Annotated in this window: 15 protein-coding genes; 2 read left to right on the forward strand and 13 right to left on the reverse strand. The window is 56.3% G+C overall.

Annotated features, from left to right (window positions below; translation table 11 throughout):
* Positions 1–2: 2 nt before the first annotated feature.
* Positions 3–5,174: a DEAD/DEAH box helicase gene (locus tag BLJAPNOD_RS04210; RefSeq protein ID WP_115418998.1), complete on the reverse strand. Its 5,172-nt coding sequence runs from the start codon at positions 5,172–5,174 to the stop codon at positions 3–5.
* 732 nt (positions 5,175–5,906) lie between these two features.
* Positions 5,907–6,170, reverse strand: a complete 264-nt coding sequence (locus tag BLJAPNOD_RS04215) for a helix-turn-helix transcriptional regulator (protein WP_115418999.1) — start codon at positions 6,168–6,170, stop codon at positions 5,907–5,909.
* A 128-nt stretch (positions 6,171–6,298) separates the two neighbouring features.
* On the opposite strand from BLJAPNOD_RS04215, the gene BLJAPNOD_RS04220 reads away from it, so the two are divergent.
* Positions 6,299–7,741: a hypothetical protein gene (locus BLJAPNOD_RS04220; protein ID WP_115419000.1), complete on the forward strand. Its 1,443-nt coding sequence runs from the start codon at positions 6,299–6,301 to the stop codon at positions 7,739–7,741.
* Between the two features lie 176 nt (positions 7,742–7,917).
* On the forward strand, positions 7,918–9,600 hold the full coding sequence (locus BLJAPNOD_RS04225; protein WP_115419001.1) for a flagellin: 1,683 nt from the start codon (positions 7,918–7,920) through the stop codon (positions 9,598–9,600).
* Positions 9,601–9,660: 60 nt separating this feature from the next.
* Here the strand turns inward: BLJAPNOD_RS04225 and BLJAPNOD_RS04230 are convergent, their stop codons facing one another.
* The 11 genes from BLJAPNOD_RS04230 to BLJAPNOD_RS04285 form a co-directional block, all read right to left on the reverse strand.
* Positions 9,661–10,824, reverse strand: a complete 1,164-nt coding sequence (locus BLJAPNOD_RS04230; protein ID WP_115419002.1) for a Shedu immune nuclease family protein — start codon at positions 10,822–10,824, stop codon at positions 9,661–9,663.
* Positions 10,825–10,904: 80 nt separating this feature from the next.
* Complete coding sequence (locus tag BLJAPNOD_RS04235; protein WP_115419003.1) at positions 10,905–11,438, reverse strand: hypothetical protein; 534 nt, start codon at positions 11,436–11,438, stop codon at positions 10,905–10,907.
* A gap of 75 nt (positions 11,439–11,513) precedes the next feature.
* Entirely contained in the window at positions 11,514–11,888 is a 375-nt protein-coding gene (locus tag BLJAPNOD_RS04240) for a DUF3768 domain-containing protein (RefSeq protein ID WP_115421125.1), read from the reverse strand.
* 149 nt (positions 11,889–12,037) lie between these two features.
* A complete protein-coding gene (locus tag BLJAPNOD_RS04245; RefSeq protein WP_115419004.1) occupies positions 12,038–12,643 on the reverse strand; it encodes a site-specific integrase in 606 nt (201 codons plus the stop codon).
* Positions 12,644–12,767: 124 nt separating this feature from the next.
* Positions 12,768–13,676, reverse strand: coding sequence for a hypothetical protein (locus BLJAPNOD_RS35135; RefSeq protein ID WP_147294519.1), 909 nt, complete (start codon positions 13,674–13,676; stop codon positions 12,768–12,770).
* Positions 13,666–14,916, reverse strand: a complete 1,251-nt coding sequence (locus BLJAPNOD_RS04250; protein ID WP_158556095.1) for an AAA family ATPase — start codon at positions 14,914–14,916, stop codon at positions 13,666–13,668. Before BLJAPNOD_RS04250 ends, BLJAPNOD_RS35135 begins: the two co-directional genes overlap by 11 nt.
* A 1,743-nt stretch (positions 14,917–16,659) precedes the next feature.
* Positions 16,660–17,481, reverse strand: coding sequence for a hypothetical protein (locus tag BLJAPNOD_RS04265; protein WP_115419008.1), 822 nt, complete (start codon positions 17,479–17,481; stop codon positions 16,660–16,662).
* Positions 17,482–17,742: 261 nt separating this feature from the next.
* Entirely contained in the window at positions 17,743–18,714 is a 972-nt protein-coding gene (locus tag BLJAPNOD_RS04270) for a hypothetical protein (protein ID WP_147294520.1), read from the reverse strand.
* Positions 18,715–18,874: 160 nt separating this feature from the next.
* The gene (locus BLJAPNOD_RS04275) at positions 18,875–19,603 is read right to left on the reverse strand and encodes a hypothetical protein (RefSeq protein WP_115419010.1); all 729 of its coding nucleotides are present in this window, start codon (positions 19,601–19,603) and stop codon (positions 18,875–18,877) included.
* A gap of 2 nt (positions 19,604–19,605) precedes the next feature.
* Complete coding sequence (locus BLJAPNOD_RS04280) at positions 19,606–19,812, reverse strand: AlpA family phage regulatory protein (RefSeq protein WP_115419011.1); 207 nt, start codon at positions 19,810–19,812, stop codon at positions 19,606–19,608.
* Between the two features lie 114 nt (positions 19,813–19,926).
* A complete protein-coding gene (locus tag BLJAPNOD_RS04285) occupies positions 19,927–20,637 on the reverse strand; it encodes a hypothetical protein (protein ID WP_147294521.1) in 711 nt (236 codons plus the stop codon).

Here is a 20,637-nt window from a genome sequence, read left to right on the forward strand (position 1 = left end):
GATCAATCCTTGAACATCGAAGTTAGTGCGTCGGGCACGCCGGCGCCGCAAGTCTCGGGCAATTCGAACAGCGTCCAGCCTTTGGCATCTGCGATCTCCCGCGCTGCGTCGGACAGGGCCTCGGTGCAGGCCGCAATGAAATGGTTGCGCCACACAAAGCTCATCTCCTGATCAGCAAAGCTGACGGATGTGCTATCTGGGGCTGGCACCCCAGCATCTTTGAAGGCAGGTTCCCATCCCCCGGCAATCCCAGAGCGCGACGGCGCGGTCGCCAGCACCACCTCCCCCCGAGCTAGATCGATCAGCATCTGCTTAGCTTCATCACTGGCACGGTCGATCAGCTCGTGGTCCGGTTGGTTGAAATAGGAGAGCAGACAACGATAGCAGCCACGGACACAAGCCTCGCCATCCCGATCCACCAGGTCCTCGGCATCTCCCGACGCGATGGCTTCATCGACTTTGTCGAAGTGCATGAGGGACAGAGCTTCCCTAGCGACCTTGCCGAGGGCATGGGCGTCTTCAAGCAGGCGGCTCAGGACACCGGCGCCGCCTTCCGTCGCTTCGTACGCGAGAATCGAGCGACGGTTGTCGCGGGCAGGCAATGGCTCACCAAGGATTTCGCCTTCTTCGAGCTGGAAGATGACCGAGATTCCACGCAAAAGCGCATGCTGGACAGTCGCGATCGTCTCGAGGGCATAGGCTTGGGGTTCGCGGAAGCGGAGCAGGAGCGCGTTCTTGCGGTCGCGCACAATTGGCACGATGCGGACCGGTCTCGCAACATCCGGCGGCACATCGACCTCTGGATCCTCGTCTTCCGATTTAGCCCAGTAACCACTGCGCGGGTCGATGTTGAAGCCGAAGACGGTCTGGTTCTTGCGGCGCTTCAGTCCCTTGTTAATCCGGCTGATTTCGGCGCTGTTCGCATATTGCAGGGAAAGGATTGAAGTTTCGTCGCAACGGAAATCAGCCTCGGTGACCTGAAGCCGTCCATCTCGTTTCGGCCACGAGAAAACGGTTTGAATGTCGAACCCTTGGCGGACGCGCTCCTCGTCATTGGCTGTAATCCGGTCCGCGGGGGCCGCTTCGACGTTGTCGATACGAAGTGTACGCTGAACGGGGACTTCGCCCGCCATAGGAGAGTCGCAAGCATGGCAACGCTCGACCTCGCCTTCATGGCAGGCCCCGCAATTGGAACATATAAAGATGTCCTTGGTAGCGAGTTCTGACCCGTCCCCTGTGCGGACTTCGGGCGGCAACTTGGCCTTCATCACCCTGTAGGCCCGGCCTTCATGATAGATCAGGCTGCGCGGTCCGAATTCCGAAATTGCCAGGAACCGGGCTCGTTGCAGGAAGGAACCGGCCTTGCCCTCTCCGGGGACGAAGGCATAAAGCGGAAGCCTCGGGAAGTTGTACCCTGGCAGAAAGCCCTCGGTCGCGAGGTAGCGATAGGAATAGAAATCCGATCCGTTCGTGGCCTTGCCCTGTTCGAGGATGGCGATCTGATCGCTCGCCTGCATCTGCGCCGCCTTGATCTTGCGCCGGTCGGCACCAGACAGGCCAGTGATCTCGGAACGGCTGTTTGCCTCCATCAGCTGGGTCCGAGCCGAATTGTAGAGTTCGCGCCAGCGATCGAACGCGCGGTCAAACTCCTGCGGCGCGCGCGTCGCGACCTCGAGAACGAAGTCGTTCGCGTCGCCCATCCACACGGGTTTCTTGCCTTCTATTGATGCAAGGATCTGGTCCAGCACCCTCTTCATCGGCGCGCGAGCGACTGACACCAGGCCTGGCCGGGTGATTACGTCGAAAATTTCCCGTTTGAGCGGGTATTTCGCTTGCTTCAGGTCTAGGATCTCAGGGATGTCCGGCGAAAGTGCCAGCTTGGCCTCAGCTAGCCAGACGGCATGCAAGTGAGAGCGAACCAATTCCTCATTGATGATGTCCAGTGCTGGCGGCCTTACAACCCCAGCCACCATGTCGTTGCGGCGCTCGAAGAAATACTGATCGTGTGGCGACTGCGCTGCGCAATAAGTGACGATGACCGCTGCCTGACCAGACCGACCAGCACGCCCAGCACGCTGCGCATAGTTGGCCGGTGTCGGCGGCACGTTGCGCAGATAGACGGCATTCAACGCAGAAATGTCGACGCCGAGCTCCATCGTCGGTGAACAGAAAAGAGCGGGCAGGAACTGATCGGACTCCCCGGATGACTTGATCTCTGCGACGTTGTCCTTGAGCTTCGCGCGGTCATCATCCTCAAAGCGGAAACGCCATTCTCGCCATTCTCGCTGCTTTTGCGAAACCTGAGCGGTATGCTCGCGACCTTCCAACCCCCAATATAAGCTTCGGCCTCGTTTCAGATCGGTCGCGATGGCATTGTAGAGGTCGTGGAAATAACGGTTCCCTCTTGCGGTCTTGCTGCGTATCGCTTCCCCCGGAATCAGACGAACAGCTGACGGCGAAAGCCGCCAACCGTGAAGATCGGCCTCGATTTCGACGAGCGATACCAGCCCTTCGCGTGCCATCAGTTCCATCAGTCCGGTCATAACGGCGAGGTAATCGGTCTTGTTGAGCTTTGTGCCGATAATGCTCTTCCGATTGATCAATCGGCCGATGCGAGAGTTATGACCAGCACGGATAATGGTCTGCTCTTCGCGCAGCCCGACACGATCCTTTCCGGGTGCCTGCAGGAAAAGGGTCGTGCGGCTTCTTGGCGTTTCGTTCTGGTCGATAGCCCAAGGGGTTCGCAAAAGATTCCGGGATTTTTGGCTGACGGTGTCGAGGACGGTCAGTTCAAGCGCTTCGGTGCTGACGGCCAAGCCTTCGAGCATGGCACCAAGAATTTCCTTGAGCAATTTCTTGCAGGCTGCGGCATCAAGGCTTCCGAGGTCAGGAAGGATTGCAGTAAGGCTTTCTCTGTCTTCCGATATGTCATCCAGCCCGATGAATTCAACATCTACAAGCTTGAGAACCGACAGACTGGGGTTGGTGTAGCGCCATCCCCGCCTCAGGTCTGTCCAGACCCTGTGGGCTAGGACTTTGGCAAGTGAGCGTTGAGCATCCTCCCGAACCACCGCTCCCGCTTCAGGGTCCAACATCCAGTGGATCCGCGCATCTCTGTTGGATGCAGTAAAGCCGAGAGCCTTCACTACGCGCAGACCGAATTCATCTTCGGTCATGCCATAGTCGCCAGCGTCGAGAACGGCCCGCAGGATTGCGCCGCGCAGCAGGCTCACGAACAAATAGTCGTTGAAATGCCCTGCCTGAAGGGCGGCGTCCTGGCGGTTATCCGTGAAACCCAGCAGCTTCCGCTTTTCTGCCGGAACACCGCTGCTATCTCCATTCATCCATTCGAGGGCGGTCGAAACGAGATGCGTCGTTGCCGAGCTTCTGCCTTCGCCTGAAAGACCTGCGAGCTTGCTGCGTTCCCGCATGCTCGGGTGCTGCTGGTCAAGGCAGCATGGGCAGAAGCCGAACTTTCCAGGGATAAACCAAAAACTGCCACCGTCCGGGCTAAAGCGTCCATCCGGGCTCGCCGTGACCAACTCCGGCAGTCGGCCCTTGCGGTTGGAACGCAACCGTTCGATCCCATTTCGTTCTTCGCGCCAATCTTCCGGATAGGTCTCAGGATCGCCAGTGAAGGCGTAGTCCGGGTCTCCTTCACCGATGGGCGTAAGATAGCCCGCAATATCCCCATCCGGGTCCGCGATTGGTGTGTCGTCGATATTTCTTGGGAGGAAGCGGAGACCGTCAGCATCCTCGGTTTTGGTGACGACGTGGACTTCATGCCCACATTCTCGGCAGAACCGAGTCGGGTAGAGGCGATGGCCGGGTGCATCGGGATCTTCAAGTTGGCCCTCAAACAGAACCCGCCTTGGGCGGCCGGCAAGCGTGGTGAAAATCTCTCCGGCACCGGAGATGAACCGGTGCAGCTTGAACGCAAGAAAAGCGCCTGAACCTAGGCCGCCGCGCTCCGTCTCTGGCAGGCTAACCTTGGTCAAAAACCGTTTGAAACCGCGTCGGCAGGTTTCCAAGTCGACCCCGCTATCTCGCGAAAGCAGGTCTGCAGCCACATCGAAAGGGACGGGCTTTTTGCGCTTGAGCTCTTGGCCATCATCGAGGCCGATCGCAAGCTCTGTCCAAACAGCAAGCGGATGCTTCCGCAACATCTCATCCGTGAGAGTTTCGGGAAGGTCGCTGACAAGCACCTGCTCCAATTTCGGTCGCACATCGTCGAGCTCTAGTCGGTCGTCCGTCGCGCGCTGAAGAGACTCATCAATAACTGCATCCGGGCCAATCGATACGCCAAACAAGCGGGATGCAACGTCCGCGACCGCTTTCGCTCGACCAGTTTCTGATCCTTCGCTGGCCATAGTCGCCGAAGTGCCGATGCATATCGGAGCTTTGGTTGGAGCGCACCGGTTGCGGAGACGACGGACCAGAATTGCAACGTCTGCACCCTGGCGGCCGCGATAAGTATGGAGTTCATCAAGCACGATGAACTCGAGCCCGCTGGCATTGTCAATGACCTTCGTGTCAAGGCTGTCCTGACGCGTAAGTAATAGTTCTGCCATCATGAAGTTCGTGAGCAGAATATCGGGTGGATTGTCGGCAATTCGCTGACGCTCTTCCTGGCTTTCTTGACCCGTGTAGCGCCGCACGATCGGCTTCACATCCTCGGAAAGCCCAGATTGCGAAATAAACCTCTCGATTTCTTTGATCTGGCTATTTGCCAAGGCGTTCATCGGATAGACAATTATGGCGCGTGTCTTGCGCGGTCCTCCGGCCTTTCGAGCACGCACGATGGCATCGACCACAGGAACGAAGAAACACATGGATTTCCCTGAACCGGTACCTGTCGTGACGACAAAGCTTTGACCTGCACTTGACTTGGCGATCGACTGCGCTTGGTGCCAATGAAATCTGATTGGCGTTGCCCCAATACGAAAAATCTTACCGGTGGCTTCGTCCAGATCCCCCGACGCCACGAGGTCGTCAACTGTGGGGCCAGAGAGAAATCTTGGGTTCAGCGAAAGCAAAGCATCCGGCCAAAACCGGCCTTCGTCATACTGTCGTTCAATTACGTTCTTGAGATCCACAGCTCTAATGGTGCTGAAGGATCGCGAGAAGCGCGCGTAGGAGTCAATAAGATTGTGATCAAATTCAAACGCCTTCATGAAAAATCCTCAATGCTCCCGTCTGCCGGCGATGGCCTGTCGTCACGATCCAGTACCAGTGTGGTTTGGGAAAGACACTTGTAGTTTGCTTTGATCACGTCGTCGTATTGCGGTAAAAGATACGCGAGGGATGGCAAAGTTGGCAGCGGTTAGTGGGTGCAGCGCAACGCCACAGGATACAGATCTAGGTATCCTTACGGCCAACGATCCGATCAGCAATCGAACGCAGCCGGACCGGGCGTCAGACTCCAAGAACTGAGATGAGACCCCAGCTCCTCGAACATAGGTGCTAGCAGTTTTGTCGCAAAACGTGTTGTTTGGCGCGGACCGGATGTTGCGGTTCAGATCGATGGAATCCTTTTTCGTCGAAACACAGAAGTGCCGCTCCCAAGCTCTACTGTTCACATGCCCTCCAAAACAGGCGGGCTCGGCAACTCTTACCTTGGCAAGATACACCAAGGCGCCAGCCTGTAGCTTTCCACTTAGCTCTCCGGTGCGGCCAATGTCACGGCGCCCATTTTCTGGGTTTATCGCAACCTATCGGGGAGTACGATGTCGTTCAATCGAAATACTTCAAAGATTTGCGATTTCCTGCCCGGCGTTGGTCCAGTAGGGCAGGCTAGGCCACCCGTGGCCTTTTACTACTTTTGCCACGAGTTATGGCGAACGGTCGGGGTGAGGTGAATTGCCATCCGGCAGGACCACTAGCCAACTGCCATCACTACCCACAGATCACAATCTTGGCTTTCTACCTGAACGCAGCGGAGCGGGATAACGCGACCTTGGATCTGGTTCCGCGAACAACGCAGCAACCGGCACAGAGAGAACGCCTGCTAACGCTTCGAGTGTAGCCACGGTCACGTTTTCTTTGCCGCGTTCAACACGACCAACATACGCACGGTCGATCTTTGCCTCCAGCGCCAAGCGCTCTTGCGACAACTCCCGTTCGACTCGGAGTTTCCGCAAATTCCAGCCAATGATCGTTCGTGCATCCATTGCACGCACTTGGCCTTATTCGCGGCTTGTTAATCGACGGACTGTTGATCCCACATTAATGATTTAATACTACCGTGGAGTGAGTCGGCGATTTGGGGGGGAGTTTGGTTGTTCTGAGGATTGTCCGTGTGCTCGCCTTCGGAAGTGTCGTCATCGCGACGCCTGTCAATGCAGCTTCGCCCTATGATTTACGGCACGGAGCTCAGCTGCTGCAGGAACGCTTCAAGACTCTCTACTTCGAGGGTGCTGAGACCGGTGCGGAAAGGTCGGTCGCTGGCCAGAAGGCCCTCATTCACGTGCTAATGCAGGCGCATTTTGCGAACACGACGTGTGAATTCAAACTCGATTCTGAGCGTCTGTGGAGTGAAGCTCGGCGTCTCGGTGAGGAAGGTTCGTTTAAAGAAGACTTCTCCGCTGATATTCGCGAGGCCGTCGCCGAAACGACAGGTGACGAGATGGAGGCCGATTTCGCGGGAACCTGCTCAGATACCATGGCTCTTTACGAGGCTGCTGCTCCCCTTGTTGAGGTCGAGTTGGCCCGAACTGCCTCGATAAGCGAAACACATGACCCTGTTTTTGATGAAGATGCCGTGGTCTCGATGGCAATTCTTTCAGGTACCTGCGAGCGACTCGTAGTGGTCGGCAAAAGCTTCTCCGAACATTGCGATGGCCGTATTGTACAGGTGACTTACGCAAGTGGGCGTGCCGGGTTCACGATTGCTATAGGCGGGGAAGGTACTGCGGCGACCTTCAGTGGAATGGAGGGCGTCAAGCCGGACGCCCATACTCAAACGCAGAGTCTCGACAAGGTGACCTTCAATCTCGGTATTGAGGGTGTGCCGCCAGACCCGGCAGCGGTTGTCGGAAATTGTGTCTATGGCAACCCCTATAAGGGGTCGGCGACAATCAGCTGTCAGGGTATTGACGCCGACAACGCCGCGTACTTGCTGCAGTTCAGGTCAGACGGCTCTCCGCCTTCAGTAACTGATTTCCGTAGAGTTGCGGCCAAAGAGGCTTTGCCGTCGAGCAACTCGGACAGCGAACCGCCGACGCGACAAATGGTGGAGGGAAACACCACCAGCGTTGCCCAAACCAATACCCAGCCTTCGATTAATCATCCTGACAGTGCGACCGTTCCGATAGCTTATAGCATCGGTACGGTACTGGCCCCGTTGAAGATCAATCCGACGATTTCGACCACCCGGCCGATGATCGACGTTGAGCGTATGGTGTCCGAATCACGGTTTGCTGAGCAGAAGTTCCCCGACTTCGCGTGCCCTGAAGGCAGTGTCGTTTGCCCGATGAATATCGGTGCGGAAGTCAAGGTCTTCAAATCCTACGTCGTGGGCAACTACCAGCCTACCGAGCGCTGGTGCAGGGAGGTCGAAATGAACGCCTCGATCAAGGGAACCGCTCAGTTTGCATCTGGCCTGCAAATGCAGATGCTGCAGGCAACATTGATCGCCAACAACGTTCAACCCGGTACAGAAGAAATCAGCTTCAACCCTTACGGCTTCTACCTCTATCGCGCTTTGATGGCGGCAGAGGTTTGCCTTGGGCTGCGGCAATAGCCGGAATGCCTATCGAGCCGCTTCGGTGGCCAAGAAAGTAAGTCGGCATGATGCCGTCGCCGAACCGCAGGATATGCGGGCAAGGCAGAGTGTATTGCGTAGAACGCCCATCCCAATCCTGCGGAGGTTTCAGAACCATGTTTTGAGAACGACGATAGTTAGAAGCGATTTTGTGAATGAACAGCATCCACTCCAATGCCGGCGCGGCTACCGCGCTGCAAACCCTGCGCACCCTTAATGTCGGTCTGGCCACGGCGCAGGACCAAATCAGTTCCGGCCTCCGTGTCGAAACTGCCAAAGACAATGCGGCCTATTGGTCGATTTCGACCACGATGCGCTCCGACGATAGGGCGATCGTAGCTGTCGTCGACGCGCTCGGTCTCGGTGCTGCGCAAGCCGAGGTTGCTTACTCAGGTCTTGAGGCGACGATAAACGTGCTGGATGAGATCAAGGCAAAACTCGTCGCTGCCAAAGAAGGCGGTGTCGATCGCGGGAAGATCCAAGCGGAACTGGATCAACTGAAGCAGCAAGCCGTTGGCCTTGCCACCTCCGCCAGCTTCAGTGGCGTCAACTGGGTGAATACCGATATCGCCAATCTCGCCTTCGCCAGGTCTGTGCGCGTCGATATTCCGGCAGCACTTACACGTTCGGGCTCGGGTGCCTTGCAATTGGAAACGTTAAGCCTGGATATCGCGAATGTCAGCCTATTGAACCGTGATGGGGGAGGGGCGCTGCAGGCGGATGGTCGCAGCGTCGGCAATATCGCTGGGCTAACCACGATGAGTGGCACCACGGCCTATGGTGCTCGCGCGCGCGAATCTTACGCCTTCGCGGGTCCCGTCACGCTTTCGCCCACGGACAGCATCAGCTTCGACATCACCGTCGATGCCGGCCCGCATTCCGCCGGGGCTACCTACGCCGTGACGATCAACAAGGCTTTGGTGGACAGCCGCCTTGGGACGACGGATGGCGTGATCCCCACCAGGGCGGCCATGGTCAATATTCTCAACCAGGCGATGGTCAATGCCGGTCTGTCCGGCAAAGCCAATGTCGGGACGGAGCTTCCCGATCGCATCGCCTTTTTTTCACTCGAAGGCACAGGCTCGGATGACGCCAGCATAACGATCACAAATTTAGCCTCCAGCCTGCCGGGTGGCGTGGCCGGCGGTTTGGAAAATGCGCCGGTAACGGACGTCGACAATGGCTATGCTAAGATCGGGTTTTCGGGATCGCCCTCGTTTCGAATGCATGGTGAGGTGGTTATAGCTTTCGAACTTGTCACACCCGGCAATCCACCCCAGACGATCACCATCGATCGCACCGTGGTCGACAGTGTGCTCGGGACCAGCGACGGTCTCGTCAATGCCGGCGCCGACTTCGCCGCCGTGCTCAATCACGCCCTTGCTGGAACCGGCGTCAGCGCCACCGGCGCGGGCATAGCTGTGACATTGGAAATCGACCCTGCAATGTTTCCGACTGCGGGCAGCCGGTCGCAGTTCCAGATCCTCAACGTGCGCGACAACATCGGCAATCCACCTGACTTCAATCTAGTCGATATCGACATCGAGACAGCTGGCGCCGACATCGACAATTATCTCGCTGGCATCGAGGGTATGCTGGTCAAGGTCACGGACGCCGCCGCCACGCTCGGCGCCTTCAGCAAGCGCATTCAAATGCAGCAAGCCTTCAACAAAGAACTGCACGGCACGATTAGCGCAGGCATCGGCGGGCTCGTTGATGCCGACATGGAGGAAGCCTCCACACGGTTGAAGGCGTTGCAGGCGCAGCAGCAGCTTGCAGTTCAAGCATTGCAGATCGCCAATGCGGACGCGCAGGCAATCATGCAACTATTCGAATAGAAGGGTGTCGGTTCTGGCCTCGCGTGATCAATCGCGATATCGCAATCACGTCTCCCATGCCTAATTTTCAGCACTTTGGGCTTCGACAATCAAACTCGCCCGCTGGTAGAGTTCGTCAAATGTTATAATTTCTGGCCGAACTAGATTTCGCCGATAAAGTTCAAACGAGCGGAATTTTCTGTCATTAACTCCGCTTTCGCTCTGAAACTCAGCGAGCTGACCTGCGATCACAAACGAACGCGGCTCGGTCGTGTAGACGGTATCCCCGGGTTCCCCGTCGGCACGGTCAAATCGTTCCTTCGTGCGCCAATTCTCAAGGGCTGAGGCAACGGTGACTTGGGACTGGGCGACCGCCCCCGTTAGGTGATCTGAAGGTTGCCAGGCACCCGAGCGATACTGTGCCTCGTACATTAAAGGTGTATCGTGCCGCTTTATTTCGACGAAACATGCCGTGCTTAGCAAGGCATGGGACTTTAGCAACGCATCAACGCGCTTTCCCGAACCGGTTATGTCGTATCCTCTGACAGTTTGCTCGAGTTTTCGCCCGTCAAGCGAGCCGAAGAAAATCATCGACAAACCGTATCCGAAGATCCAGGCATTCTTTTCGAAGAATTGTTGCCATACACTTTCTGCTCCCGCCGGAGCCTTGCTTAGTGCTTTTGCGAAGTAATCTTCATCCGTGAGTAGACTCTGAAATGTTCTGAGCTGTCTCTTTCGGTATCCGAGGGCTATCACATCCTCGTTGGTCACTTCTGTACGCAGGAGGGCTGCGACCATATCCAAGTTTGCATTCAGCAGGCGCTTTGCCTGCGCCGGCTGCAATAGCAAATCCTCTAGATCGGCGTCCGAAATGTTGATCTTTCCGTCGTTTGGGAAATGTAGCCTTCTGATATTGGAAAGAAATGAAAGGAGTCGGGTGACCTCTGAAGGTTGAAGCGAGAAAGCCTCCTTCTTCGTTCCATTGTCTACGAATCTTTGGATCGTTACGCTTTGAAATGAGCGGTCAGACTCAATGAAGGCCGCTTTAATTTGGAATCTCCCCTTCCTTGTTTCTCGGAGCACCTCCTCATTGTTTACAGTCGCAAATTCAAAGCCACCTTCGCCGTCGATGACTTTGTTGGCGATACGCATTCGCTCACCTTCATGACTGCGGAACGATTTGCTCACGTAGGTTTTCTCCGGGTACATATTCAGAAAAAGCTTGTATTCGCCGTCTTCGTTCATCTTTGCCCCCACGAAAGATGCCAGAGTGTATCTGAACTGTTTTGAGCCTTCGTAAAGCAGGCATCGATGGCCTGGACAGATCAAGCAGGCGAGGTACCCATCATCCTAATCACTAGGAAAGCCTGTGTGCTGGCCATTGCTATGCCGCGCATACCGTTGCTGTCGAATAGCAACAGCCGATCCCCGTCTACGCCGGCCAGCACTGACCAGTGCGACATCCAGGGCGTGTTGATATCGAGGATGACCGCAGCGTCGGGTATGGCGCTCGCCGCTCGGAACCATTCCCGGCGTGCCACATCATCGCTCGCCTTCTTGGGGTATGGCTGATCGAGCAGCGCCTTGGGCGACAAAAGCTCGAATTGATTCCCCTCCTCGCGATGAAACCGGCAGGCAGCCTTCGCCAACTTGCGGAACTCGTCGTAGTCGATGCCGTCGCCGCAGAAGCTGGTGTCACCTCTGATCTTCGCCATGCGCTCAACGAGGGTCATGAACAGCCGCTTCGTCGGGAAGTAACGCAGCGGGTCGTGCCGTCTCGCGTGGACAAAGCCATTGATCAGCGCGTAGATGCCGCACAGCGAATCGAGCCGGCCCTGACGGTAGGGCGTCGGGCTCATGCCGCTGCATTCCCGGAGTTTTCGCGAGTGGTCGGCCACGGCGCCGGTATGACGGCGAATCGGGACGGGAGGGCCTCAATACTCATCGGCCAGCATCACCGTCAGAACGCGCCTGGTGATCGACGGATCGGCCGGGTTGGGGGAACGGCTCGTTAGCGTCAGGTCGTAATAGTCGATCTTGAACATGACGCTTAATCCATCGACCTCGAGCACGGCGCAGTCGTGTTCGCCATAGGGGTCATTGTCCACGGTGAAGGCGTCGAAGCCTCGGATCGCGGCCACCACCTTGCGGCGCTCGTTCTCGTCGAGGGCGGCGATGCCGCTGGTCATCATCACCCGTCCGCCGGCGCCGCGTGTGCGCAGCCAGTCGTTCAGCACGCGGATGCGTTCGCTGGCGGCAAGCGTCTTGGCGCGCTTCGCCAGGGTGGGGGATTGCCCAATATTGTTCATGTTGTGTTCCATTCCGAGTCGGGCTTCTCCTGCAGCTTTCGTCGCTTGTGCTGTCGGTTCGGGAGAGTGCCGGTTAGGCGCGGCCATTTGAATTGCCCCACGAACCGGCGACCGCGCGTCCCGGCCGTGCGAACGGAGCCCAGGACCGCCTACATCATCCGCACCAGCCGCCGCTGAATGTCGGCGTCTCCCTCGATATAGGCTTGGGTGGTTTCGATGGAGCGATGTCCGGCGAGCAATTGCACGTCGCGTAGCGAGCCGCCGGCCTTCTGCACGAGCCGCGCCGCCTTGGTGACGAAGGTGCGCCGGCCCGAATGCGACGAACAGCCTTCAAGCCCGGCCTCACGGCAGGCGGCAGCAAACCAATTGACGACCGCCTTGGGCGTCATGGGCAGCGCTGGGCCATTACCCCCGCCCCGGCGCTCGCTCGCCACCACGGGCTCGCTGTGGCCGAAGGCGCAGGCTTCGCGCCTGAGTGCCACCAGCGCGGCTCTTAGTTCGGCATGCAGGGGCACCCGCCGACCCATGCCATATTTGACCACCCGGCCTGGCAATTCGATCAGTCGCCCGATCCTGCCCCGCCCATCCGTGACCATTGACCAATTGAGGCGAGCTATCTCCGACGCGCGCAAGCCAGCGCGGACGCTGAGCAATACGATGACTTTGTTGCGATGAGGATGTCGGGAGTCGCTTGCGACTTTCAAAAGCCGCCGAGTATCGTGGTCAGATAGGGTCTTAGCTTGACCGACGCGCACGGGCGACCGCCAAAGGCGAAAAACAACTTAGCATAACCGATGTATATCAGAAGTTGCATTAAACGTCAAACTCAATCATCGCGACCTGGCCATGGGGAAGCGATCGCCTGCAGGCGAACATGGCCTACGCAACGTTCACTACTGGCATCGCCGCTCCGCCTGCTGTCGCGGTCTTCCAGCTTTCAAAGTACTCACGGCACGCAGACGAATAGGGGCATTTCCAGTGAAGGTAGAGACGGACAACCTTTCGCATGTCTTCCCGACAAGCTTCCCGAAGTTCCGCGGCAGTCACCGGGTCTGTTGTCGTCCTTGCTAAACGCCAATTCCTGCTAATGCCGTCAAGCGCGAGGCGAAGTTCTTCGATCCTCGCCATCCTAACCGCCACGAGGCCTGGCCGATTGAGGCCATAAGTGTCAATTGAGAAAATTCCTTTCTCATCCGCGGATCCATGGTGGTCGGTGAGAGCAACAGCGACGCTCTCTTTCATTCGGTCGTTTTCTATCACCTTGAAAGTAAGATGCGGCTGGGGGTCGTCGGCTGCGGGATTAAGCAACAAGGTGTTTTCAAGAACTTCCTCGCCTTCAGCAACAGCCTGATGGCTTCCGACCGCTAGCGGGAATTTGTCCGCCTTGCCATGCTTATGATCCACGCCATTGTCTTCATCGTGCCACCGCTCCCGGTTGCAGTCGATACACGATGGTAGAAGGTTGGACCATGCCGATGCCAGCCACCAGTACCCCGGAGATAAGATTGTGCCGGAACGAGTCGATATCCTGCCTTTCGGCCTATAATGCTCCACATCCATGGGGAGCATGCCTTTTAGCACACCCTCGCAATACGCGCATTTGTGACCAAACAGCTGGTTAAGTCTGCCTTTCACCTCAGCATGTGAGTAAACGGAGAATGTGAACTTGCCGATAACCGGTATCGCTTGGAAATGCAGTGTGGCTGCAACTCGTTCGGTGGCGGCGAGCGTACCGACATCGCCCAGGACTGAAGGAACGCCGACCAGGTTGCGAGGTCTACGAATCACGGGTTAGGACCTCTTCCTCTGCCAACTCAAACTCTGCGACGAGGTCAATCAGATCTTCCTCTCGCCATACGTCGATGTCGCGCCGACTCTCGGCTCGGGCTAGATATCGATCGATGATCGCATAAAACAGTCGCTCTCGAGTTGTGTTGCCCATAGGCTGGCGAGCTGGAAGACTTGCGCGAAGGCGATCCAACTGGCGATTTTCGTCGGGCGAGCGCGAGGGAAGTGCGAGCAGTTTATAGTAACGAGTCATTTGCTCAGCAGTCTCGGCGTCCTGGGTTGTGCGTAGGCCAAATAGATCGGAGGTTAACATCTGATCAATTGTGAGGGCGTCCAGCGCGGGAACTGTTGGTGCCTCTACGCTTGAGCCATCTTCCTGGTCCCGGCGAAGCACGATCACCTCATGCTTCGCCAAGCCCCTGAGGACGAGCGGATCGTGGGTGGTCATCACAAACTGTGAGAGTGGAAAGGCCTCTTTCAGTGCATCTACTACTGTTAGGCGCCATGCAGGATGTAGATGCGCGTCGACCTCGTCGATCAGAATAACGGCCTGTCCCGAGGTCATGCCCGACCACACGCCATACATGACATCCATGATATCGGTTGCTAACGTCAAGATGCTCTTGTAGCCCGAACTTAACTCCGACAGCCGCTGACGACGACCGTTGTCCTCAATGATGAGGCGACCACGCTCCACTGCAGCACGTGCGCGGTTCAGCAACAGAGAATTCAATGTGCGGACTGCGTCGCCGAGAATCGATAAACCGCCGTCGCGAAGGAAGTGTTGGCGAAGCCCATATGGTCCGTTGATAACAGCCCGGTCGTCGAAGAGCGACCGGATCCTAAACTCGTAGCCGCTCGCATCGTTGGACAGTGGAGCGCGCGCCGGAAGTCGATAAGGCCCGTAGCCTAAGACCACTGTTGGGATGGAGGCCTCGCCGCCAAACTTCTCGCTAAAGCGCTCAAATACGATACTATTTGTCACGTTTGTGTCGTAGAATCGAACGATTACCTGACCCCGATCGCAACCGTCACGCAGGCACCAATGAGGGGAAAACCCGGCCTCAACTGCATTGTCAGGGCCTAATGCACCCAAGGCCAAAGCCTGCAAGATAGAGGTCTTGCCGACAGCATTTTCTCCGAGAATTACAAGGGAACCGATTTCCTTGCTATCTTCTTTCCCTGAGTACGGTAGTGAAACCTTCGTGTGGTTGATGCCGCGGAAATTCCAAATCTCCACCTCGCGTATAAAGGGCCTTCGCTGATCGAAACGGCCAGAAACGTAGGGAACGCGTGGTTGCTGTGGCCCGGCGGCTTCTCGTGCCGCAAGATAGAGAATACGTCGGACAGCTGCCTGTGAGAGGGCCTTACCCGAAAGAAGGCCCGAATTTAGTCTGTCAGGCAGGCGGGATGCGAGCCAAATAAGCGCAGCTCCCACATGGGGCCGATCCAACCGCACAAGGCGATCAGCAATCTCCGTTCGGTAAACTGGATCTTGAGTACGGACCAACTGGTCTAAGCCGAATTGTATCTCTGTGAAAATTTCTCGCCGAGACTCGACCGGTTCAAATTGGCGATTTCAATCGTCATTTCACCACGCAGGCTGCGGGGGGTCATAAGTCCGTTTTCGTCAAAGATGATATGTCTGACCGGCTTATCGTAACAGGGATCTAGCAACGTGTTGCCTTCAACTCGCCGCAGCGTGCGGATATCGGCGCCCACTGGTCCTGCCTTATCCACCGGGAACTGGTTGCGCTTTGAACGGGCACACGCTTCACAAACGGGATAAAGGTTCTCCCAAGTCACCCCAAGCCATGCGTAATGTCTATAATCGATAGCGCCGTCGCGTCGTTCAGCTCCTCCCGCTGGTCGGAAATGGTCAATGCGGAGGTGATTCATTCCATCATAGCTCTCGCAGTACGCACACTTCCCTCTAAAGAGTTTCATGAGCGGCGAGGTGGCTGTTTCGCGTATGAGCTCTTGGGGAGGCTTGGGCGGGCGACGATCCACGGAGCCGCTCTGCAAGTACTCGTCTAACTCCGCTTGGTATTGTTGGGCGTAGACGCCTACGAGATCGTGTGGCGCTGATCCGCGCACTCTCGGGACGTAAAGCATTCCATGCACCTCGGTTGTGTTTTGAACCACTGCGGCGAGTGGTTGTCGCCCATCTTAAAGTGAGAGGCAAACGAAAAGGTCACAAGTTCAGCGATCCACCGATCCACCTTGCTGCCTTGCGCTTTCGACCGCTTCAGACGCCGCTTCTTCGCGTCAGCTGTCAGAATTTGCTGCACCGATCCGTCCAAGAACCTTCTTCCCAGCCAGCATGCGGTAGTGAAATGCTATCCGACCGCGTAATAGAGCTTCGGTCGACCGGTTAAATTCGTCGCCAATTCGCGTATCGCTTCGTCCTCGCACCCCCAACGTCAACGCGTGGTAGTGCGGAGCGACCATCCACCCCGCTGTTCCGGGGATGACGTTGCAATTCGTATAGAGGGCGACTTCGATCACTCCGATATGCTGAAATTAGGCTAAGGTTGCTTGGGCCTCTCTACGTATGGCCGCGTGATCGAAAGCGGGTGCGGCTGACAACTCAGTGCTTGGCGGGTTGGGCTCTGGATGACGGGGCCTCCTTTCGTACCGCTGGCGCGAGTTGCAATACATTATCCGTGTCGCGGGTGCGTTGAAGGCTATGGACGAAGTCGCGCGCGTCCAGCTATGCCGCGATCCTGCCTATTCACTGAGTCTCTTCCATCAAGCCAGCGGTACCCAGAAGGGGTAGGCGGCTTCAAACGTCTCAGACAGGCCTTGGTGTGCCAAAGCTTGGTTAGGATTCAGTTGCAGGGTCGGACTTATGGCAAAACCCCGAAAAGGTCATAAGTCCGTGGGGCGGGAATCGCCAAGACCGAAAGGCTGATGCTCATCAGCATGACGGCCAGCACTGTTGCGCCTTTGCTCGCTGGTTGACCTTTTGCAATATAGAATCTCATTCGACTAATTCAAAAGCGGGCACGACATCCTCTCGCCAAATCTGAATCGCCGGCACACCCTGACGGGCATGAAGATTGACGGTATGCATTGGACCGTCTGGTGCCGTTGCTCCGGAGGGAACATACCGCATGGCGACATTATTGATTTGGACTTTACGGCCGGGAAAAATCGCGTCGATGCGCCGTTGATCCGGCAGGTAGCGGTGGTGCTGGTTAGGGTCGCCGGAAAGCATCGCGGGTGCGATCACATCCTGGGCGGTCGTTTGCACTGTTTCGGCGTTTTCAGCAAGCACGATCTTCGGCGCGGCTATCTGGAATTTTGAATCACCATGACGCCATCGTTGATGATGCAACGTTAGGTCAACGACGTCGTAGGGTGGCACGATCAACCAAAAATGTCCGGTTTCTATATTCGGGCCCTCAATTTCGTCGACAATCGCGAAGTGTCGTGATCTGCCCCCGATATGAACTGATACGGAACCCTTCATGATTGCGTTCCAGACACCCATATGCTCGAGGAACCGCGTCACCATGCCCGTTACAGCGACGCATCCACCAAACCACTGATGTCGATCGAGCCGAGCGGCGATCAGATCGGCAAGGCGGGGCATGACCTTTCGTACATGTCCATCGTATTCCGCTGTACGCTCGCGAACGATGACCCATTGAGCATAGGTTTCCAACATGCGTGAATCACGCTGCTCCTCCCGGACGAAGTTTGGATCGTCGTAAAACCCGGGCTGACTGTAGTCGATTCCAAGATGTTCGAACTTTCGCTGTAGTAGCGAGCGGAGCGTCGCATTCGAGTCAGGCGCCATCTTTCCTCTTTGATTCACTCAGATCCGGCTGCGGAACACGCAACGTGCAGGAACCATATCGATGGCCCTCTAACCTTTCAACGGCTCCCGTGGCAGGGCTCTAGGCACTGCATTACATGCGGGAATATTGGAGTAGATCTGATGACCCATGGCATGCGTTCAGGCCGTAGGTAAGCGGTTGATCGGTCGGAGCGAAGAGAAGGCTTTCATCTGGTGTGTCCAAGCCAAAAACGATCCACGGCTTCGAAATGCGTAACAGCCTCACGACGGGCTTTCGCGAGATCCCGGGCCGTTCCTTTGTGGCTTCGGCCGTTTCCGCTCCTTTATGCGCCCTGGAGGGACAGGCAATCGGCGCCGGATCTTCATCTCGCGCAGACCTGTATCATCCTCGCGAATGCGCCACACGGCATTGGCAATACTGGATTTCAGCAGAGCAACTCCCTCACCGCCCGCGAACATTATGTCGGGTATGGTCCGACTGCCCAACACGGACGTCATCTTCCACAAGGCGCCCGGCCTAAGCGCGCGCTTCTTCTGATCGAATGAGCCTTTAATTCCAGGTATGATGCGACGCGTCACGGGATCGATTTCGGCTCCCTCCTTGGGAATTGCCCGATATTCACTGAGGGGAGCCTTCAGCATGTAGTTGACGCGCGCAAGCGCCTCGTCCGCTTTCAGGATGTGGTAATGGAAGGGCGGCATTCCTCGCAGTAACGCCGGCGTCGATTGATTTACGCGTGCTGCCAGTTGGGCGATCTCGCTCTCACTGTGCCCCCATGTCAATGCGTGTATATGCGGTGCGACTGTTGCGTCCCGTCCATTGAACATGACGCTGACGTTGCTGTAGAGCGCCAGATCAATCGCCCCGAAATAGCTGAAGCCATCCAGAAGCGTCGTAGCTCGGTCGCGCATCTCCGCATGCTTGAATCCTTTGGCCCACGACAGGGGCATTGCCCAGTCGCGAGGTGCGAAAGTAACGAAGGCGAAAATCCGCTCCGGGTCGTCTTTGAGGCTGCGCTTCACGCATCTCAAAACTGCGAGAACGAAGGCGATCCTCGCGCGGCTGTTTGCCGCGAATAGCCGATTAGCCGATCGATCAAGTATTTTCTCTACTCTCTCTGGATCTATTTTAAGGCCTCGCTTCGATATGCAGTATTTTACCAGTATATTTTGACGATTCTCGTGTGCTGATTTAAATTCAACTGCTGTCAGGATAGGTTTTCGTTTCGTCATCGTATTCGACTTTGATTTCACTTGGCATGAATGTACGTTCACATGCTCTAGTCATGTGTTGGGTACCATTGCCGATTTCAGGTGATGTTGTTGTGTATTCTACTTGTATCTTACGAGTCGCCTAACTTACGCATTCGGTAAATTAGGTATTACAAGTAATTTAGGAGGCATGCTTCGGTTGGCGGACCTTGACGCTTATCAATCGGGCCGAGACTGTCGCCCCCTTGGTTTTCATCTTCCTGATCTTGAGGCCTATCGGGAGGGCGCCTTCGACTTCGAGCAAGCGCCTGACCTTTTCGCCACGGAGCTTCAAGGTAATTTCGGGTGTCTCTTTGGCTTCGTCATCGCCTTTTTTTTCGGCTTGCTTTCGCAATGCGGCATCGGCGCGCGCCAGCTTTTCGATTCCTCCACCCTCGCGTATCTTCCGCTCTATTTCCGCAGGTGGAACGCCCTCGCTGAGGAAGCCTGACAGCGCTGAAAGGTACTTGCTCGCCTTCTTCGTGGCGGCGCGGCCGCTGAATCCGACAGCGAAACGAAGCACATACGCCAACGCGTTGGTGGGGTCAGTGTCGCGGGGTCGAGACCTCACGTTTTCCCACGTATCGAGCCTGCAAAACTCGATCCAAGCGCTGTTATCATCCTGCAGGAATGTCGCAAGGTCATAGGCTGCCGCGAGCTGCCGTCGAAGATCCTTGCGATAACCGCTGCGAATGGCGGCGAAGTTTTCCCTCAAAGCCTCCAGTTTGCTGGCAAATTCTTGAGGTGCGCCAAGCTGGTCGACCGTGTCGGCGATTGCCGTCAGCCGGGTGGGCAATGTCGCTTTAAGCGACACCTTGGGTGTCCGCCTCTTCTTGCCGGGGCGCTGACGCGATATCTTCCGGTTCTCCATAGTCAAAACTCCGTGCTGATGGTTTCGAGCAGGGCGGCGATATCGATCGCGCGCCATGCAGTGATGCGCGGTCCCAGCTTGACGGGTTTCGGGTACCGTCCTGCGCGTACGCCCGCCCACCACGTGCTTTTACTAACCGGGATAGGACCATCGGGATGGAGGATTTGCTTCAGGCGGAAGAACCCCTGAGCTGGTGGTTGGTTCGTCATGTGCGATCTCCGTGTTGCTTGTTTGCAGATGGAGATTGCTCAGAAGTACAGCGACGTGCAATTTGAAGTAAGTACAGCAATCAGTAGTGAATCGCACGATTGCTGTACCGTTAGTCAATCAACGGGGACCGCTTTCAATGCGGTGCGGACATTGGCGAATGTGATTTCGGGGTCCATGGCCTTCAGAAGGGTCTCGACAAAGAGCGAATCGAGTTCGATGAACTCCTGCCCACCCTTGCGAGTCGTGCGGATGTTTTTCTTGAACCTCCGGCTGCTACATTGCGTGAACAACAATGCAGCAGCTTCGGCGGCACCTTTCACATGCGGGATTTCCAGAGAGCCCCGACCTCTTTTTTTGCTGACCAGGCTGCGAATAATCTGCCAATCACTTGAAAGCTTATTTTTTGTTTCCGAAAAGAAATCGTAAGGTTTGAGGTCGTTTTCGTAGAAGGCGGTCGCGAAATAAACGCGACTCGCTGGCGACAGGGATTCTAAATCTAGAATCAGTTTCTCATAACTCTTTGCAAGTCGCTCAAGCTCCTGCTTGTCTATGTCGTTTAAGGAGGAATGTTGAACATGTTTCTCTTTAATGTATCTCTTGCTGATTTCTAGAATTTTCATGCGTAAAACATGCTCTGACTTAACAGAATGAAGAAATTCGTCAAATAATGCATGTGTCTCCATGAATTTCATGACCTCGGTTATCGCGCGGTCGGTCGCCCGTCTTGCAATAGCCTTCGAAGATTTTAAGTTCGTGAGGTTGAGGAGGTGAGCGGCGGCCGCTCTCATGTTGGGATCTGACAGAAATTCTTCCTTGTTATGCAT

Source organism: Ensifer sp. M14, assembly GCF_003355565.1.
Classification (GTDB): Bacteria; Pseudomonadota; Alphaproteobacteria; order Rhizobiales; family Rhizobiaceae; genus Ensifer.